Annotated in this window: 16 protein-coding genes; all 16 read left to right on the top strand. The window is 54.7% G+C overall.

Annotated elements, in window-relative coordinates; genetic code table 11:
• The 16 genes from nuoL to tsf all read left to right on the top strand — a co-directional run bounded on the left by nuoL (position 1) and on the right by tsf (position 19,229).
• Entirely contained in the window at positions 1-2,118 is a 2,118-nt protein-coding gene (nuoL, locus tag ACFO5Q_RS07485; protein ID WP_068149388.1) for an NADH-quinone oxidoreductase subunit L, read from the top strand.
• 18 nt (positions 2,119-2,136) lie between these two features.
• A complete protein-coding gene (locus tag ACFO5Q_RS07480) occupies positions 2,137-3,666 on the top strand; it encodes an NADH-quinone oxidoreductase subunit M (RefSeq protein ID WP_068149385.1) in 1,530 nt (509 codons plus the stop codon).
• A gap of 13 nt (positions 3,667-3,679) precedes the next feature.
• Complete coding sequence (gene nuoN, locus ACFO5Q_RS07475; protein WP_068149382.1) at positions 3,680-5,134, top strand: NADH-quinone oxidoreductase subunit NuoN; 1,455 nt, start codon at positions 3,680-3,682, stop codon at positions 5,132-5,134.
• A 35-nt stretch (positions 5,135-5,169) separates the two neighbouring features.
• The gene (locus ACFO5Q_RS07470; protein ID WP_068149377.1) at positions 5,170-5,919 is read left to right on the top strand and encodes a biotin--[acetyl-CoA-carboxylase] ligase; all 750 of its coding nucleotides are present in this window, start codon (positions 5,170-5,172) and stop codon (positions 5,917-5,919) included.
• Between the two features lie 12 nt (positions 5,920-5,931).
• A complete protein-coding gene (locus ACFO5Q_RS07465) occupies positions 5,932-6,720 on the top strand; it encodes a type III pantothenate kinase (protein WP_068149374.1) in 789 nt (262 codons plus the stop codon).
• A 10-nt stretch (positions 6,721-6,730) separates the two neighbouring features.
• Positions 6,731-8,401, top strand: a complete 1,671-nt coding sequence (locus tag ACFO5Q_RS07460) for a ribonuclease J (RefSeq protein ID WP_068149545.1) — start codon at positions 6,731-6,733, stop codon at positions 8,399-8,401.
• 10 nt (positions 8,402-8,411) lie between these two features.
• Positions 8,412-8,816 carry a methylmalonyl-CoA epimerase gene (gene mce / locus ACFO5Q_RS07455; RefSeq protein ID WP_068149370.1) on the top strand — a complete coding sequence of 135 codons (405 nt, stop codon included), beginning with the start codon at positions 8,412-8,414 and terminating at the stop codon, positions 8,814-8,816.
• A gap of 3 nt (positions 8,817-8,819) precedes the next feature.
• Complete coding sequence (locus ACFO5Q_RS07450; RefSeq protein ID WP_082719948.1) at positions 8,820-9,074, top strand: DUF1467 family protein; 255 nt, start codon at positions 8,820-8,822, stop codon at positions 9,072-9,074.
• Positions 9,075-9,299: 225 nt separating this feature from the next.
• Entirely contained in the window at positions 9,300-9,482 is a 183-nt protein-coding gene (locus ACFO5Q_RS07445) for a hypothetical protein (RefSeq protein WP_197421172.1), read from the top strand.
• A 30-nt stretch (positions 9,483-9,512) separates the two neighbouring features.
• Positions 9,513-10,823 carry a proline--tRNA ligase gene (gene proS / locus ACFO5Q_RS07440; protein ID WP_068149362.1) on the top strand — a complete coding sequence of 437 codons (1,311 nt, stop codon included), beginning with the start codon at positions 9,513-9,515 and terminating at the stop codon, positions 10,821-10,823.
• A gap of 26 nt (positions 10,824-10,849) precedes the next feature.
• Positions 10,850-12,097 carry a lipoprotein-releasing ABC transporter permease subunit gene (locus ACFO5Q_RS07435; protein ID WP_068149360.1) on the top strand — a complete coding sequence of 416 codons (1,248 nt, stop codon included), beginning with the start codon at positions 10,850-10,852 and terminating at the stop codon, positions 12,095-12,097.
• Positions 12,090-12,773 carry an ABC transporter ATP-binding protein gene (locus tag ACFO5Q_RS07430; RefSeq protein WP_068149346.1) on the top strand — a complete coding sequence of 228 codons (684 nt, stop codon included), beginning with the start codon at positions 12,090-12,092 and terminating at the stop codon, positions 12,771-12,773. Before ACFO5Q_RS07435 ends, ACFO5Q_RS07430 begins: the two co-directional genes overlap by 8 nt.
• Before the next feature lie 103 nt (positions 12,774-12,876).
• Entirely contained in the window at positions 12,877-16,389 is a 3,513-nt protein-coding gene (gene dnaE / locus ACFO5Q_RS07425; RefSeq protein WP_068149343.1) for a DNA polymerase III subunit alpha, read from the top strand.
• Position 16,390: 1 nt separating this feature from the next.
• Positions 16,391-17,161, top strand: coding sequence for an NUDIX hydrolase (locus ACFO5Q_RS07420; RefSeq protein ID WP_068149340.1), 771 nt, complete (start codon positions 16,391-16,393; stop codon positions 17,159-17,161).
• 148 nt (positions 17,162-17,309) lie between these two features.
• The gene (rpsB, locus tag ACFO5Q_RS07415; RefSeq protein ID WP_082719947.1) at positions 17,310-18,209 is read left to right on the top strand and encodes a 30S ribosomal protein S2; all 900 of its coding nucleotides are present in this window, start codon (positions 17,310-17,312) and stop codon (positions 18,207-18,209) included.
• Positions 18,210-18,302: 93 nt separating this feature from the next.
• Positions 18,303-19,229, top strand: a complete 927-nt coding sequence (gene tsf / locus ACFO5Q_RS07410) for a translation elongation factor Ts (RefSeq protein WP_068149330.1) — start codon at positions 18,303-18,305, stop codon at positions 19,227-19,229.
• Positions 19,230-19,416: the final 187 nt, after the last annotated feature.

The following is a 19,416-nucleotide window of genomic DNA, read 5'->3' as shown; positions in this document are numbered from 1 at the left end:
ATGGAAACAGCTGCTAAGTTTATTGTATTCCTGCCGCTGGTCGGTTTCCTGATCGCAGGTATGTTCGGACGCCAGATTGGCGACCGCTTCAGCCAGGTCCTGACGGCCTCGCTTGTGACCATCGGCGCGATCCTCTCGTGGCTCGTGTTCGTTGATGTGGCGCTTGCGGGTAACAAATTCGTCGTGACGCTTCTTGACTGGGTAAAGTCCGGTGACCTCGAGTTCGCTTGGGCGCTCAAGGTTGATACGCTGACTGCGGTGATGCTGGTTGTGGTCAACTCTGTGTCCGCGCTCGTTCACTGGTATTCCATGGGCTACATGGAAGAAGACCCAGACAAGCCACGCTTCTTTGCCTACCTGTCGCTCTTCACGTTTGCGATGTTGATGCTGGTGACCTCCGATAACCTGGTTCAGATGTTCTTCGGTTGGGAAGGTGTTGGTCTGGCGTCCTATCTGCTGATCGGTTTCTGGTTCAAGAAACCAAGCGCGAACGCGGCGGCCATCAAGGCCTTCGTTGTGAACCGCGTGGGTGACTTCGGCTTTGCCCTTGGCATCTATGCTGTGTTCCTGCTGACCGGTTCGGTACAGTTTGACGTAATCTTCGGCTCGATTGGTAACTATCAGGAAGCGACGCTGAGCTTCCTTGGTCATGATTATCACGCGATTACAGTTGTTTGCCTGCTGTTGTTCGTGGGTGCCATGGGTAAATCCGCCCAGCTTGGCCTCCACACCTGGCTGCCAGATGCAATGGAAGGCCCGACGCCAGTGTCTGCGCTGATCCACGCTGCGACCATGGTAACAGCGGGCGTGTTCCTTGTGGCACGCTTCAGCCCGGTCTTCGAATATTCCGAATATGCGCTGCAGGTTGTTGCCATTGTTGGCGCGACAACCGCATTCTTCGCCGCAAGCGTGGGCCTGGTGCAGAATGATATCAAGCGTGTGATCGCTTATTCGACCTGTTCGCAGCTTGGCTACATGTTCTTCGCGCTGGGCATGGGGGCCTATGGCGGTGCGATCTTCCACCTGTTCACGCACGCTTTCTTCAAGGCACTGTTGTTCCTTGGCGCTGGTTCCGTGATCCATGCCCTGCATCACGAGCAGGACATGCGCAACATGGGTGGGCTCTTCAAGAAGATCCCGATGACCGGCACAGTTATGCTGATTGGTACATTGGCGATTACAGGCTTCCCGCTGCTGTCAGGTTACTATTCAAAAGACCTGATCATCGAAGCAGCCTTCGCCTCCGATAGTTCGGTTGCACAGTATGCCTTCGTTATGGGTGTGGCTGCGGCGCTGATGACCAGCTTCTATAGCTGGCGCCTGGTGTGGCTGACATTCTTCGGCGAGACCCGCGCGAAGCAGAAATACTTTGATGCGGCGCATGAAGGCCCGATCTTTATCAAGGCTCCGCTTGTGATCCTGGCACTTGGCGCAGTGTTCGCTGGTGCGGTCTTCAAAGAGTATTTCGTGGGCCATGAACGCGTCGCCTTCTGGAACGGTTCGCTTGTAACCCAAATGGGTGACGTGATCGATGCCGCACACAACGTGCCTATGGGCGTGACGTTGGCGCCGTTCGTTGTGATGGTATTGGGCTTCTTCATCTCCATGATGTTCTATGCCCCGCGGATTGCACTTCCGAAGCTTCCAGCGGCCGGGCTTGCCGTTCTGACACTTGCGCTCTTTATCGCAGCCAAGTTCACGGACCTGCACCATGTTGCCGGCATGACCTATGTGGGCTACTTCTCGGGCTTTGCATTCGCGATCTTCTTCTACGCATATCTCTATGCGGCTGGGAAGGTTACGAACGACCTGCCACAACGTACAGCTACGATGTGGAGCGGGCTATATGCCTTCCTGCTGAACAAATGGTACTGGGATGAGCTTTACGACTTCCTGTTCGTGCGCCCGGCCTTCTGGCTTGGTCGTGTGTTCTGGAAGCGCGGTGACGAGCAGACCATTGACGGCTTTGGCCCGAATGGTGTGTCGGCCACGGTTGCCCTTGTGGCAGCCAAGGCGCGCAAGCTTCAGACTGGTTACGTTTACCACTATGCCTTTGCCATGATCATTGGCCTGGCGCTCGTGGTGACATGGTTTATGGCCCAAAGTGGCGCACACTAAGGGCAGGGGATAAGTAAAATGGAATTTTTCTCGAATAACCTGCTCAGCCTGATGATGCTGATCCCGCTCTTGGGGTCCGCTCTTATTCTGATCATTCGGCATCAGGACAAAGAGATCGAAAAACGGAACATCCGTCAGGTTGCGCTTTTGGCAACAATCTCCACCTTTATCCTCAGCATTTTCCTGTGGGTCGGTTTCGACAGCTCCAGCGCGGACTTCCAGTTCGAGGAGCGTTACAACTGGGTAGGGGACATCAGCTACTATGTTGGCGTGGACGGTATTTCCATGCTGTTCGTGGTGCTGACGGCCTTCCTGATGCCAATCGTGATCCTGTCTAGCTGGGAAAGCATTGAGACGCGCGTGAAGGAATATATGATTGCCTTCCTGCTGCTTGAGACGCTGATGATCGGTGTGTTTACCGCACTCGACATCTTCCTCTTCTATGTCTTCTTCGAAGGCGGCTTGATCCCGATGTATCTGCTGATCGGTGTGTGGGGTGGTTTGAACCGGATTTATGCTGCGTTCAAGTTCTTCCTCTATACGCTTCTGGGCTCCGTTCTGATGCTGGTGGCTGTGTTCTACATGTATGTAGAAACCGGTACGACCGACATTCCGATGCTGATGAACCACGAGTTCGCAGCCGATGTTCAGAACTGGCTATGGCTTGCGTTCTTCGCGTCCTTCGCAGTGAAAATGCCGATGTGGCCGGTTCACACCTGGCTGCCGGACGCGCACGTACAGGCACCAACCGGTGGTTCTGTGATCCTGGCTGGTGTTCTTCTGAAGATGGGCGGATACGGCTTCCTGCGGTTCAGCCTCCCGATGTTCCCTGAGGCAAGCGAGCATTTCGCATGGCTTGTGTTTGCCCTGTCGATTGTTGCCATCGTCTACACATCGCTGGTGGCACTGGTGCAGGAAGACATCAAAAAGCTGATCGCTTACTCTTCAGTTGCTCATATGGGCTTTGTGACGATCGGTATCTTCATCCTGAATGCCAACGGCATTGAAGGCGCGATCTTCACCATGCTGAGCCACGGTATTGTGTCTGGTGCATTGTTCCTTTGTGTGGGCGTGATTTATGACCGCCTGCATACCCGCGAAATCAGCCGGTATGGCGGCCTGTCGGTCAATATGAAGATTTACGCCACGATTTTTGTGATCTTCTCGATGGCGTCTGTCGGCCTGCCTGGCACAAGCGGCTTCATTGGCGAATTCCTGGTGCTGAACGGGGCATATGCGTACAACAGCTGGGTTGCCTTTGGCGCTGCCACAGGCGTTGTGCTCGGCGCTGCCTATATGCTTTACCTGGTTCGCCGCCTTGTATTCGGTGAGTTGGACAAAGACGATGTGAAGGCTATGCCCGACCTGACGCTGCGGGAGAAATTGATCTTCCTGCCGCTTCTGATTGTGGTGTTCTGGATGGGTATTTACCCGAACAGCTTCCTGGAGCCGATCCACGCGTCTGTCGAGCACCTCATCCAAACTGATTTTTCATCTGCAGCCGAGCATGCGGAAGGTGTGACCACCTCTGCTGCTGCAGCACGTTAAGGAGTACAAACCGATGACCGGTGAAATTCCAACCCTCGTACCCGTGATGCCGGAAATTCTGCTGGCAATTGGCGCGATGGTGCTGCTGATGCTTGGCGTGTTTCAGGGCGACAAAAGCTATGGCCAGGTCTCTAACCTCGCCATCCTGCTTCTGGTGGCTGCGGCAGCAGTGATGCTGACCCAGGTTGGTGGTGAACGCCAACTGACATTCGGCGGTATGTTTGTGACTGACAGCTTCGCTGTGTTCACCAAGCTATTGGTGTTGGCAGGTTCAGTCGTCGCGATCCTGATGTCTGGCGGCTTCATGAAGAGCCACAACATCGCCAAGTTCGAGTATCCGATCCTGATCCTTCTTGCCACGCTTGGCATGATGGTGATGATCTCCTCGAATAACATGATGACGCTTTATGTTGGCCTAGAGCTTCAGAGCCTGTCGCTTTATGTGCTGGCGGCGATGAACAGGGACCGCACGCGGTCGACCGAGGCTGGCCTGAAGTATTTCGTGCTGGGCGCGTTGTCATCTGGCATGCTGCTTTATGGCGTATCGCTGGTATATGGCTTTGCTGGCACCGTGGACTTCGACCTTCTCGCATCCACCCTCAAGGGCCAGGAAAGCACGTCTATGGGCGTGGTTGTCGGCATGGTGTTCCTGATGGCGGGCCTTGCCTTCAAGATTTCCGCAGTGCCGTTCCATATGTGGACGCCAGATGTATATGAAGGGTCGCCAACGCCTGTAACTGCCTTCTTTGCCGCCGCACCAAAAGTTGCCGCGCTCGCACTGCTTGTTCGCGTGCTGATTGGCGCGTTCCCTGGTATGGTTCAGGAATGGCAGCAGGTGATTGTTTTCATCTCCATCGCTTCCATGCTGGTGGGTGCCTTCGTTGCGCTTGTTCAAACCAACATCAAACGCCTGATGGCTTACTCAAGCATTGGTCACGTTGGATATGCACTTGTTGGTCTGGCCGCTGGCACCCAGGCGGGTGTTGAAGCACTGCTGATCTATATCGCCATCTACCTGACCATGACGCTGGGCACCTTCGGGGCGATCCTGTGCATGCGCCGTTCCAACGGCATGGTGGAAGATATTTCTGATCTGTCTGGCTTGAGCCAGAGCAATCTGCCGCTGGCGATTGGTATTGCGATCTTCATGTTCTCGCTGGCCGGTATTCCGCTTCTGGCAGGTTTCTGGGGCAAGTGGTATGTGTTCCTGGCAGCCGTAGAGGCAGGCCTTGTACCGCTTGCCATCATTGGTGTGCTCACCAGTGTTGTTGGCGCTTTTTATTATATCCGCATCATCAAGGTGATGTTCTTTGACGACCCTGCGCCTGCGTTCGAAGGCGGGCAGGGCAGCGGCATCAGCCTGGTGATTGGTGTTAGCGCGCTGATCAACTCGCCCGTCAGCTATTTTGTGCTGATTGCACCTTTGGTAACTGCAGCGGGCTGGGCCGCCCAGTCCCTGCTGTTTTAGTGGCACTTAGCGACTATCAAGATTGGGGGGCCTCGATGCCGAATGGCGTCGGGGCCTTCTTCTATGAAGCGTGCGACAGCACAAATGCGCGTGCTGCTGAGCTTGCATCTGCCGGCGAGCAGGGCCCGCTGTGGGTAATAGCCGGAGAACAAACCGCCGGCCGCGGCCGACGCGGGCGTTCCTGGACTTCAAAAAGTGGGAACCTCTATGCGTCCCTTTTGTTTCGGCCAAGCATTCAGCCCCAGGATATGGCGGCACTGCCGTTTATCGTTGCGCTAGCGGTTCGCGATACATTTGTCGGTCTGGGCGCGCCGGCGGACCTCGTTCAGTGCAAGTGGCCAAACGACATCCTGATCGGTGAGCGCAAAGCCAGTGGCGTGCTGATAGAAAGCAGTGCCAAGCATGGCGGCGCTCTGGACTATGTCATTATCGGCATCGGGATGAATCTGGTGCATTTCCCGGATGACGCTGCCTTTGGGGCAACATCGCTTCTGGATGCCACGGGCCGCGAGGTTGCGGTGAAGGAAGCAATTTCACTCCTCGCGGAAAAGTTATGTGCCCGCATCGATGCCTGGAAGGTGAACGATTTCGCAGCCGTTGCGCGCGAATGGACTGAGCATTCCTGGGGTTTGGGGCAAAAGCGGGAGCTCAGGACTCATGATGAGACCTTCACCGCGACACTGATCGGGCTATCTGATGACGGTGCATTGATTGCCAGACTGGACGACGGCAGTGAAAAACGCCTATATGCAGGGGATGTTTTTCCGGTCGAGCGGGTGGAATAGAGGAATTTCCTTATGCTTTTAACCATTGACGCAGGCAACACCAATACGGTTTTCGCGCTGATAGACGGCCACGACATTGTCGAACAGTGGCGGATATCGACAGGAGATCAGCGTACCGTTGACGAATATATGGTTTGGATTTCCAATCTGATGGCGCTTTCGGGCAGGTCTCCGGAAACCGTTTCTGGTGCGATTATTGCCAGCGTCGTGCCGCAGGTTGTTTGGCCGTTGACCCAGCTTTGCAAGAAATATTTTGGCTGCGAGCCGCTGGTTGTTGGGGATGAGAATGTTGACCTGGGCGTCGATATCCAGGTCACTAATCCGCGCGAAGTGGGGGCTGACCGCTTGGTGAATGCCGTAGCTGGCCATGCGCTTTACGGCGGCCCCTTGATTGTGGTGGATTTTGGAACGGCAACGACCTTCGATATTGTGGGGGCTGATGGCGCTTATCTGGGGGGTGTGATCTGCCCGGGCATCAACCTAAGCCTTCGTGCTCTTCACCTGGCCGCAGCAAAACTGCCGCGTATCGCCGTTGAAGCGCCCAAGGAAGGCAAGGCTGTGACCGGCAAGACCACGCAGGAGGCGATGCAATCCGGCGTGTTCTGGGGCTATGTCAGCATGATTGAAGGATTGGTCGCGCGCCTGAAGGCCGAACATGGCGGCAATATGAAAGTATTGGCCACAGGCGGCCTTGCGCCTGTGTTTGCAAACCGGACCAACGCTATTGATGAGGTGGCAGGCGAGATGACGCTGCAGGGCTTACGCCTGATTTTCGAACGCAACAGACCGGACGCAGGCTGATATGGGATATATGCGCAAAAGCGACGAACGGCTGCTGTTCCTGCCTCTAGGCGGCTCTGGCGAAATCGGCATGAACCTGAACCTTTATGGCCATAAAGGCAAATGGTTGATGGTGGATTGCGGCATGAGCTTCGCCGACAATTTCCTGCCCGGCGTTGACCTTGTGTTCCCTGACCCTGAGTTTATCGAAGACGAACAGGATGATCTTGTGGGCTTGGTGCTGACGCATGGGCATGAAGATCATATTGGCGCCGTGCCTTACCTATGGGAAAGGTTCCAGTGCCCCGTTTATGCAACACCGTTTACCGCTGAACTTGTGAAAGGCAAGCTTGCCGAAGCTGGCCTTCTTGACCAGGTGCCGCTTTATGTGGTCGATGGCCTTGACCCCATCAATCTTGACCCATTCGAGGTTCAGTATGTGCCACTGGCGCACTCCATCGCAGAAGGGCATGGCCTGTCGATCAAAACATCCGTGGGTACGATATTTCATACTGGCGATTGGAAGCTTGATGACAGACCGCTGATTGGCCCTGCCTGCCCAAGCCCCGTGCTATCCGCTATGGGCGAAGAGGGGGTACTGGCCCTTGTGGGAGACAGCACGAATGTTTTCAATCCTACCGAGTCAGGATCTGAGGCAGCCGTTCGTGAAAGCCTCAAGCAAATTGTGGCCGGGCTTAAGAACAGGGTTGTTGTCACGACATTTGCATCCAATGTAGCGCGGCTGGAGACCATCGGCGAAGTGGCCAAAGCCACCGGCCGACGCTTGGTGCTACTGGGCCGCTCCATGGAGCGTGTGGTCAAGGCCGCTAAGGCCACTGGTTACCTTCAGGACTTCCCACCCCTCGTGGACGAAGAAGATGCAGATTATCTGCCCAAGGACGAAGTGTTGATTGCATGCACGGGATGTCAGGGCGAACCGCGCGCCGCTATTGCTCGCATCGCGCGCGATGATCACAAGCACTTGCAGCTTAGTCCTGATGACAATGTAATCTTTTCCTCAAAGATCATTCCGGGCAACGAGTTGGTTCTTGGCCAGCTTTTTAATCAGTTGGCCACCAAGGGCGTCAATGTGATTACCGAAAAGGATGCCTTTGTTCACGTGTCCGGGCACCCGGGGCGGGCTGAGCTTGCCAAGATGTATGAATGGACGAAGCCTCATACTGCGATTCCAGTCCACGGTGAGGCACGGCATTTGCTGCGTCACGCCAAGCTGGCGCGCGAACTGGGCGTCAAGCACACGATTGTGCCCAAGAACGGTGATGTCATCGAGATAAGCAGAAAGGGTGTCAAGCTGGTTGACGAAGCGCCTTTTGGCCGCCTTGTACTGGATGGCACTGAAGTGGTGTCTTTCGAGGATGCCGCAATCGCAGACCGCAGGCGCGCATCCCATAATGGATTTGTATCCGTCAGCCTTGTGTTCGCCGATGATGGTGGGTTAGCGGCCGAACCGCTAATGGCGCCTCTTGGTCTGCCGCGGGCGGATGACGAAAGTTTCTATGACGGCATGGTAGATGCCGTTGAAACCGCGATTGAGCGCATGAAGCGGGCAGACCGCCAGAGCGATATGTTCGTGGAAGAGGTGGTGCGGATCGGTATCCGGCGGTTTTGCCGACGTGAAATTGGTAAGAATCCCGGCGTTGCAGTTCTGATCAACCGCCAGGACGAGTTAGAGTTCAGTTAGGGAGAGAAGCATGATTGGTCGTTTGAACCATGTGGCCATTGTGGTGCCGGACCTTGCAGCAGCAGCGGGCACTTATCGCAATACTTTGGGGGCGACGGTATCGGAGGCTGTAGACCTGCCGGATCACGGTGTGACCACCGTGTTTGTGGAACTGCCGAATACGAAGATCGAGCTGTTGCATCCGCTGGGAAGCGACTCGCCGATTGCCAAGTTTCTCGAAAAGAACGCTGCCGGTGGCATGCACCATGTTTGCTATGAAGTCGAAGATATCATTGCTGCTCGTGACAAGCTGGTTGCTGAAGGTGCTAGAATTCTTGGGGACGGCGAACCCAAAACAGGTGCGCACGGCAAACCTGTCCTGTTTCTGCATCCCAAGGACTTCTGCGGCACACTTGTGGAACTTGAGGAGGTTTGAGGCATGGGTATCCCAACGATCATTCTGGTATATGTAGTTGCCTGGTGGCTGGTGTTTTTCGCAGTGCTGCCATGGGGCGTCCGCTCTCAGCACGAGACGGAAGAAGGCGTTACGGAAGGGACTGAACCGGGCGCACCTGCCAACCCCAACCTCAAGAAGAAGATCATTGTTACATCTCTGATCGCAGCCGCTCTGACAGTAGGCTACTATTTTGTCGCCACATCTGGATGGATTTCATTCCGAGATCAAGTGCGCTGACGTCGCTCCATCAATCAGCCAATAAAAAAGCAAGGCCGCTAAGCCTTGCTTTTCTTTAATATATGAACGAGCGATTTTTTTAGAGCCCGTTTCTAATATATATGCGCAAAGTCCTCCCTGAGCATGGACCACATAATGCGTGAACCGTTCAGCTCTGCGTCTGAGAGAAGCTATGGAAACATTTGATGATTGTCATCAATTGAACGCGTGTGTGGCTACTAGATATTGTGTTTCTTTCTGCTCTATGTTGCATGGCTGCAACAATTGGGGCGAGACACTGCCTTAGGTGGTGAGAAATTACTTCCTCAAGGCGCTTGCTGGCGCAAAAAAATGAAAGAAACCATTGCTATTCCGCAGGCTGAACGGCAAAAGAAACAAAGACTTTCGGTGCTGCCGCAGCGCCATTAACCTCGTTTCAAACAAGAGATAAAAGCCACCATGCGTTTAAGCCGTTATTTTTTGCCCACTCTTAAAGAAACCCCTGCTGATGCGCAGATTGCGTCGCACCGACTGATGCTGCGTGCTGGTATGATCCGTCAAGGCGCTGCGGGTATCTATAGCTGGCTGCCGCTGGGGCTTAAGGTTCTCAAAAAGATTGAGCAGATCGTTCGTGAAGAACAGGATGCGGCAGGCGCGCAGGAAGTGCTGATGCCGACTATCCAGGCGGCAGACCTGTGGGTGGAAAGTGGGCGTTATGACGACTACGGCGACGAGATGCTGCGCATCGAAGACCGCCATGGTCGCAAGATGCTGTATGGCCCGACCAACGAGGAAATGATCACGGATATTTTCCGCCGTGAAATCAAATCCTATCGCGATCTGCCGAAGAATCTCTACCACATCCAATGGAAATTCCGCGACGAGCGCCGTCCACGCTTTGGCGTGATGCGCGGTCGTGAATTCCTGATGAAGGATGCTTACAGCTTTGACCTGACGCCGGAAGATGGCCAGAAGTCCTATAACGCTATGTTCGTGGCCTACCTGCGCACATTCGCACGTTTGGGCCTGAAGGCGATCCCCATGCGTGCTGATACCGGCCCGATTGGCGGTGACCTGAGCCACGAGTTTATTGTGCTTGCAGAAACTGGCGAAAGCGAAGTCTTCTTCGACAAGGCGTTTGATAAGCTCGATCCGATGGTCGAAGTAACTGACGGCGCAGACTTGCAGCCGATTGTTGACGAATGGACCAGCCACTATGCGGCTACTGACGAAATTCACGATGCTGAAAACTGCCCTGTGGATGCCAGTGGCCTGGTGACAGGTCGCGGCATCGAAGTAGGGCACATCTTCTTCTTCGGCGAGAAATATTCCAAGCCGATGAACGCAACGGTCCAGGGACCGGATGGCGAAACCGTGCCTGTGCAGATGGGGTCATACGGTGTTGGCGTATCCCGCCTTGTTGGTGCCATCATTGAAGCGTGTCATGACGAAAATGGCATCATATGGCCGGAGGCCGTTGCCCCGTTCAAAGTAGGCTTGATGAACCTGCGCACCAAGGATGACGACTGCACGGCGGCGTGTGACAGGCTTTACAAGGACCTGACAGCCGCGGGTATTGATGTTCTGTATGACGATACAGATGGCGGTGCGGGCGCCAAGTTCGCGAACATGGACCTGGTTGGTCTACCATACCAACTGGCAGTTGGGCCGCGCGGCCTCAAGAATGGTGTGGTGGAGTTGAAGAACCGCAAGAGCGGTGAGCGCGTGGAATTGACGCCAGAAGAGGCCGTCGCCAAGCTGACGGCATAATAAAGCCGAAAAAAAGGGGGAGACGGGTGATAGCACGAGGATTTGAATGGTCGGTAGCGCGCCGCTATATCTTGGGTGGCAAGCGCGATCTGGTCATCTCTGTCACGGCGCTTTTGTCTGTCACAGCGATTGCTCTTGGGGTGATGCTGCTACTGGTTGTCATGTCAGTGATGAACGGCTTTCGCGCTGAACTCATGGACAAAATCCTCGGTTATCACGGTCATGTTCTTATTCAAGGATACGGCGGGAAACTTCAGAATTATCAGGATGTTATCCGGGATATTGAAGGTGTTGATGGCATCGTTAAGATTATGCCTTTCAGTGAGTCCCAGGTTATGGTCACCAAGGAAGGTGAAGCCTGGGGCGCGATTGTCCGCGGATTACCGGATGAGTATTTCAGCGCCGAAAAACTGAACATTGCACACACCGTTACTGGCAGCATCGAAAATGCCCCTGAAATTGGCGGTCTGGTACTTGGAAAGCAGCTGGCAAACCGGCTGCGGGTTACGGCTGGAGACAGTGTCACGATCGTCAGCCCCAGCTCGGTGGCCACGCCATTCGGGTCAACGCTGAGGCATCTCTCCTATCCAGTGGCGGCGGTTGTCGAGATCGGCGTTTATCAATTCGACGAGAGCTTTATCGGCATGCCACTTGAGGAAGCCCAGCGCTTCTTCCGGTTGGGAGACACGGTCAGCAACATTGAATTGATGCTGACATCGCCCGATGATGTGGATGCATTATTGCCTGTCCTGACCGAAAAAGTGGGTTCTCGTGGCTATGTTCGGACCTGGCGGTCCTTGAACCAGAGCTTGGTTGGAGCCTTGCAGACCGAACGGGTTACAATGTTCGTGGTAATGACCTTTATCATCATTGTGGCCGTGTTCAATATATCCTCCAGCCTTTTCATGCTTGTGAAGGACAAGGCAGCGGATATCGCGATCCTGCGTACGATGGGCGCTACAGCAAAGTCCATCAACCGTATTTTCATAACTGTAGGCCTGATGGTCGGTATGACAGGTATTGGTCTTGGAATATTGCTTTCGGTGGCGGTTATTGGCGGCTTTGACAGCCTGCTTGCATTCGTTGAGTGGATTTTCAATATCCAGGTGTTCGACCCGGCGGCGCGCTATATCTCGTCACTGGATCCGGTCGTGGATTATTTGGAGGCTGGACTAACAGTGGTGATAGCGACAGGATTGACACTGGTGGCGGCCTATTTCCCGGCGCGCCGGGCCGCAAAGCTCGATCCCGTGGAGGTGCTTCGCTATGAGTAAGGCACCAGCACTGAAGCTTCAGGGGATCTGCAAAAGCTTTCATCAGGGCCACAAGGCCTTGCATGTGCTTAAGGGCATTGATCTCGAAGTAAAGCAAGGCGAACTGGTGGCCCTTATAGGTGCTTCGGGGTCTGGTAAGAGTACCTTGCTGCAGGTTGCGGGGCTCCTGGACCGGCCAACTTCAGGCACAATTGCTATTGCAGGCGCGGAAGTGCATGACCTTAAGGATGAGGCACGCAGCGACATTCGTCGCAACCGACTGGGTTTTGTCTATCAGTTTCATCATTTGCTGCCGGATTTCACGGCGCTTGAAAATGTGGAACTCGCGCTTCGCATTTCCGGGGTTTCGAGCGTGGATGCCACGGCCCAGGCAAAAGCTGTTCTGGAAGAAATCGGCCTTGCAGAGCGCTTGAACCACACGCCGTCTGAACTGTCGGGTGGCGAGCAACAGCGCGTGGCAATAGCGCGTGCCATCGTGACCAATCCGTCGCTGCTTCTGGCGGATGAGCCCACTGGCAACTTGGATGAGGAAACGGCAGCGCGCGTGTTCAAGCTTCTCGTGTCTATGGTGCGGGATCGCGGATTGGCGGCAGTGATTGCGACGCACGATGCGTCGCTGGCGGCCCAAATGGACCGGCAGCTTCATCTGTCAGCAGGGGTGCTTCACGAATCTTGAGGAGGCTGGCCATCAGCGCTAGCCTTAGCATCAGACACAGGCTAACCTTGCCTGGGAATATTTTTGGACAAGCGCCCACCGAAGTGGGCTGGAGTAGGGATTTATGAGCCACGCTGGCTTTGTGCATTTGCGCGTTCACACGGCCTATTCGCTCTCGGAAGGAGCGATTCACGTCAAAGATCTGGTGAAACAGTGCGTTGGGCACAAGATGCCCGCCGTGGCCATGACAGACACGGACAATATGTTCGCGGCGCTTGAGTTTTCCTCATACGCGACTGACGCAGGCGTCCAGCCCATCGTCGGCGTAACACTGCATGTCAAAAACCCTTACAAAGATCATCAGGCCAAAGGCAAGAAAACGGCCAAGCCGGATCAGCTGGTACTTCTGGCGCAGTCGGAAAAGGGCTATCAGAACCTGATGAAGATCGTCTCCAAGGCACACCTTGAAAGCGACCCACAGCTCGGTGTGCAGTTCCCGTTTGAGGACTTCAAAGGCCTTACAGACGATATAATATGCCTTACTGGCGGCGTATCTGGGCCGGTTGGGGCGCTTCTCCTTGAAGGTAAGAAGGAAGAGGCGGATCTGTGTGTGCGGTCCCTCAAGACCCTTTTTGGTGACCGGCTCTATATGGAGATACAGCGGCACGGCATGCCAGCCGAAGAGCAGACAGAGGAAGATTTCCTCGATCTCGCGTACGATCACAATATCCCTATCGTTGCAACCAACCAGCCCTTCTTTGTGGGGCCGGATATGTACGAGCCGCATGACGCGCTTCTATGCATGGCGGAAAGCACTTATGTGGCCGTGCAGGACCGGCGCAGGCTGAACCCTGAATATCGCTTCAAGGAATCAGAAGAGATGATAAATCTCTTTAAAGACCTTCCTGAAGCGATTGAAAATACGATGAATATCGCGCATCGCTGCTCTTACAAAGTGGATAAGATTGCGCCTCTTTTGCCCAACTTTACCCGCGGCATGGACGTCTCCGAAGCGGACATGCTTCGGGAAGAGTCCGAGAAAGGCCTGCGAGAGCGACTGGATTTTAAGGCCAAGGAAGAAGGACTGACACCAGGCAAGGACCAAGAGTGGGAGAATGAATATTGGGAGCGGCTTGACTATGAGCTGGGCATCATCAACCAGATGGGCTTCCCAGGCTACTTCCTGATCGTTGCCGACTTTATCCAATGGGCAAAGGACCACGATATTCCGGTTGGGCCGGGCCGTGGCTCTGGCGCCGGATCAGTGGTCGCGTGGGTGTTGAAGATTACAGATCTGGACCCGCTCCGCTTCTCGCTACTGTTCGAGCGTTTTCTGAACCCGGAACGCGTGTCCATGCCTGACTTTGACGTCGACTTCTGCCAGGACAAGCGGGAGAAGGTGATCAGGTATGTGCAGGACAAATATGGCTATGATCACGTAGCCCAGATTATCACCTTCGGTAAGCTGCAGGCGCGGGCTGTTGTGAAGGCCTGTGGCCGGGTGATGCAGCAGCCGCATGGCCAGACAGATCGTCTGTCGAAGATGATCCCGAACGATCCGGGTAACGCCATGACCCTGCAGGAGGCGATTGATAGCGAACCCCGGCTACAGGCGGAAATCAACAATGATGAGCTGACGCGCAGTGTGATGGACCGTGCCTTGAAGCTGGAGGGCTTCTATGCGCATTCGTCTACCCACGCAGCGGGGGTGGTGATTGGCGACAGGCCACTTGACCAGCTTGTGCCGCTGTACCGCGACCCGAAATCAGACATGCCGGTAACCCAGTTCAACATGAAGTGGGTGGAGCTGGCAGGCCTTGTGAAGTTTGACTTCCTGGGCCTCAAGACCCTTACCGTACTTGACCGCGCTGTTCATTATATCCGCGACCGCGGCATTGAAGTTGATTTGCCGGCAGTGCCGCTCGATGACGGTCCCGCCTATGAATTGCTGGCAAAAGGCGACACGGCTGGCGTGTTCCAGCTCGAGAGTACTGGGATGCGGTCGGTCCTCAAGGGGCTGAGGCCGGATAAATTCGAGGATATCATCGCAATTGTGGCCCTGTACCGTCCGGGGCCCATGGAAAATATCCCAACCTATATCGACCGCAAACACGGTCGCATGGAAGTGGAATACCCCCATCCAATCCTTGAAGAAATTCTGGGAGAAACCTACGGCGTGATCATCTACCAGGAACAGGTGATGCAGATCGCGCAGGTGATGTCTGGCTACAGCCTTGGCGAAGCAGACATCCTGCGCCGGGCCATGGGTAAAAAGATCAAGGAAGAGATGGACAAGCAGCGCGGCCGTTTCTGCGACGGTGCTGTCGAACGCGGTATTGATGCGGAAAAAGCCAGCTATATCTTTGATCTTGTTACAAAGTTCGCATCATACGGGTTTAACAAGTCTCATGCGGCAGCCTATGCGCTTGTGGCCTATCACACGGCCTATCTGAAGGCAAATTTCCCGGTTGAGTTCATGGCAGCTATCATGACGCTTGATCTTGGAAATACAGACAAGCTGGCTGCGTTCAAACAGGAATTGCAGCGTATGGAAGTGCCGCTGCTGCTGCCTGACATCAACAAGTCTTTCGTGCCGTTTGTGGTTGAGGGCGTTGAAGACCCATATTGTGAGGAAGATGATGATCCGCGTCACAATCTGGGGGTTCGCTATGCACTGGGGGCGATCAAAGGGGTTGGCGAAAAGGCCATGGAATCCATCATCGATGAGCGGGAGAAGAACGGCCCGTTCAAGGATATTTTCGATTTCGCCGAACGCGTAGACCCGAAATACCTCAACAAACGGCAGATTGAGCGTCTGGCGGCCGCTGGTGCATTCGACTGCCTGGAGCCGGACCGGGCGAAGGCCTATGCCGCCGCTGAGATGATCATGCGGGTGGCACAGATGGAGGCCAAGGAGCGCGAAAGCGACCAGGTCAGCCTCTTCGGTGGAGAAATGGCCAAAACGGTGGATCGGCCAACGCTACCTCAAGTTCGGAGCTGGACCGACACAGAAGCGCTTGAAAACGAGAAAAATGCCGTGGGCTTCTATATTTCGGCTCATCCACTGGACTCATACGACACGATCCTTCAGCGCGAACGCATCATTCCCGCGAAGGAAGTCTATAATGATCCTGGCCTGATCGGGCAGACCGTTCGTATGGCCGGCGCCATTGCTGGCTACCGCGAGGGCAACACCAAACGTGGCAGCAAGTTTGGCCGGCTGACGCTGTCTGACCGGTCCGATGCATTTGAAATTATGGCATTTGAAGATGACCTAGATGCCATTCGGGCGCGAGTGGAGGAGGGGGCACCTGTTGTAGTCTCTGTCCAAATCCGCAAACGGGATGATGACGACAGTATTGGCCTGTCGTGCCGGGGCATTGAAAGCCTGGAGCATGTAGCATCCCAATCATCCAAGGGCCTGTTTGTCGAAGTGGATTCGGAAAAATCCTTTACCGGCATCAAAGCCGCCCTAGATCGTAAAGTCGGAGGCAAGGGCCGCGTGACCATACGTGTGCCCGTGGCTGAGAACAGTCGCTACGCCGAGTTCAAGCTGCCTGGCCGCTTCAAGGTAACGCCTGAGCTAAAACAGGCAGTTGCCGCCGAAATGGGCGTTCTTTCTGTTGAGGAGGTGTAAGTTGGATCATCACCGCAAAATCGCAATGCCCAAGCCGGCGTCTTCCATCATGGTGATCCGGGATGGGCAAGGTGGCCTTGAGGTTCTGATGATCGAGCGGGCCAAGACCATGAGATTTGCGCCGGGAGCCTTTGTCTTTCCAGGCGGTAAGGTGGACCGATCAGACATGCAGAACTGGCGCTGGCAGGGCATGACGACCGGCCGTGGCGCGATGCGTGATTTTGCCTTTCGGGTAGCCGCACTCAGAGAGCTTTATGAGGAAGCGGGTATTTTCCTAAGCGATAAGGCACCACGGCGCACTCTGACAGCAGCAGCGCCATTTGCGACCATGGTCCGAAATGCCGGGGTGAAACTGGATATCGCAAGTCTCGTGCCCTTTGCGCACTGGGTGACGCCTGAGCCGATGCCTCGGCGGTTTGATACCTATTTCTATCTTGCGCCCCATAATGGTGAAGAAGCCATTCATGACGGCAATGAAGCGATTTCCTTCCGCTGGGTCAGTCCCCGAAAAATGCTCTCTGACTGGGAGGAAGACCGAATACCTCTCATGTTCCCCACCAGGCTCAACCTCATGAAACTGGCGCGAGCAGCCACGGTTAACGAAGCTCTTCGACATGCGCGGCGTGCGAGGGTCGTGCGTACGCTCCCTGTGGTCGACATGACCAAGGAAGGCGTGAAATTGACCATAGACCCGGCCACTGGTTTTGGTGTTACGGCGGCCACGCCGAAAGAACTTTCCGTTGAAGCTGCCGGATTGGCAAAAAAAGCTTGATCTACCCCGATTAAAGGCCTATACGACGCGCGACTTCACACGTGGGTGAAGGCTTCCTGCTGTGTTGGCAGGCCGCCATCCGGTGTTTCGGGAAATGGTTTTCCGATACGCACGCCCACGGAGGCTTAACCGGAAAAGGAGTAGTATTATGGCGATGCCAGTAGTCGACATGCGCGCCCTCTTGGAAGCAGGCGTACACTTTGGTCACCAGACCCACCGTTGGAACCCGAAAATGGCGCCGTTTATCTTCGGCGAACGTAACGGCGTTCACATCATTGACCTGTCCCAAACCGTTCCATACTTTCAGCGTGCCCTGCAGGCTGTTCGTGACGTTGTTGCCGGTGGCGGCCGCGTTCTGTTCGTTGGTACGAAGCGTCAGGCGTCCCCAATCATTGCTGAAGCAGCTAAGCGTTGCGGCCAGTATTATGTAAACCACCGTTGGCTCGGCGGCATGATGACCAACTGGCAGACGATCAGCCAGTCCATCAAGCGCCTGAAGCAGCTCAACGAGCAACTCGGCCAAGAGCATACTGGTCTGACCAAAAAAGAAACTCTGCAGCTGACGCGTCTGCGCGACAAGCTCGAGCTTTCCCTGGGCGGTATCCAGGACATGGGCGGTCTGCCAGATATTATTGTTGCTGTTGACGTAATCGGTGACGACCTCGCGATTGCTGAAGCCAACCGTCTGCACATCCCTGTTGTTGGCGTTATCGACACCAACTCCAAGCCAGAAGGCGTTGATTACCCAATCCCAGGAAACGACGATGCGACCCGCGCGCTGCGTCTTTACTGCGACCTGCTTGCTGAAGCGGCTCTGGACGGTATTCAGGCTGAGCTGGCTGCTCAAGGTGTTGACCTTGGTGCTCAGGAAGCTCCAGTTGAAGAAGCTGTTGCTGAAGAAGCTCCAGCCGAGGAAGCTGCTGCACCTGCTGAAGCTCCAGCTGAAGAGAAAAAGCCAGCTAAGAAAGCTGCTGCGAAAAAAGCTCCTGCAAAAAAAGCCGCTCCAAAAAAAGCAGCTAAAGACGCTGACGCTGACAAAGCAGAGTAACAATTTTCATTTATTGCTCCCGAAGGCCTCGGCTTTCGGGGGCAAAATCATATCTACACTTTAAGATCTCCAGAGATCGTAAGGGGAATTCCGATGGCACAAATCACTGCCGCACTTGTTAAAGAACTGCGCGAGACTTCCGGCGCAGGCATGATGGATTGCAAAAAAGCGCTTGCAGAAACTGACGGCAACCTTGAAGCCGCTGTTGACTGGCTGCGCACGAAAGGTCTTGCTGCTGCTGCCAAGAAATCCGGCCGCGTTGCTGCTGAGGGCCTTGTTGGCGTTAAATCTGCAGGCAATAAAGCTGCTGTAATCGAAGTAAACTCCGAAACTGACTTCGTTGCTCGCAACGAGAAATTCCAGAAGTTCGTTGGCGACCTCGCTGGCGTTGCCCTGGAAGTTGGTACCGACGTTGAAGCAATCGCTGCTGCAACATACCCAGGTTCCTCGAAGCCAGTTTCCGAAGTTCTGACCGACAATATCGCAACAATCGGCGAAAACATGACAATTCGTCGTGCGGCTGTTGCTGAAGTGGACAAGGGCCTTGTTGCTTCTTACATCCACGGCGCTGTTACCGACGGCATGGGCAAAATCGCTGTTCTCGTCGCTCTGAAATCAGACGCTGGCGAAGACGTTCTGGCACCTCTCGGTAAGCAACTGGCAATGCATATTGCTGCTGCAAATCCAGCGTCGCTTTCTGAAGCTGACCTGGATCAGGAAATCGTAGAGCGCGAGAAGCAGGTTCAGATCGAAAAAGCCAAGGAATCCGGCAAGCCAATGGAAATCATCGAGAAGATGATCGTTGGCCGTATGCGTAAGTTCCTCGAGGAAATCGTTCTGCTGAAGCAGACGTTTGTAATCGATGGCGAAAGCAAGATCGAAGACGTGATTGCAAAAGCTGCGAAAGATGCTGGCACTGCAATTGAGCTGGTAAGCTATGTTCGCATGGAAATGGGCGAAGGTCTCGAGAAGAAAGAAGACGACTTCGCTGCGGAAGTGGCTGCTGCTGCAGGCGTTTAAGGCGCACCGCTAGACAAGTTGGAAAGCCCAGGAGATTTCTCCTGGGCTTTTTTATGAAGTTTTCTACGAGCTAATGTAGAGCGTTGAAGACCTAAGTATTTTTATTTAAAACTTCGGTAGCCTTGTCCGGTTCAAGCGGATAAGCTGCAGCGGGCAAAATAAACACCAGATTTCAAGGTGTAAGGGG

Origin of the sequence: Kordiimonas lipolytica (assembly GCF_042651265.1) — a bacterium.
GTDB classification, from domain to species: Bacteria; Pseudomonadota; Alphaproteobacteria; order Sphingomonadales; family Kordiimonadaceae; genus Kordiimonas; species Kordiimonas lipolytica.
Note: the sequence above shows the minus strand (reverse complement) of the source record. Positions and strands in the feature narration are given on the sequence as shown.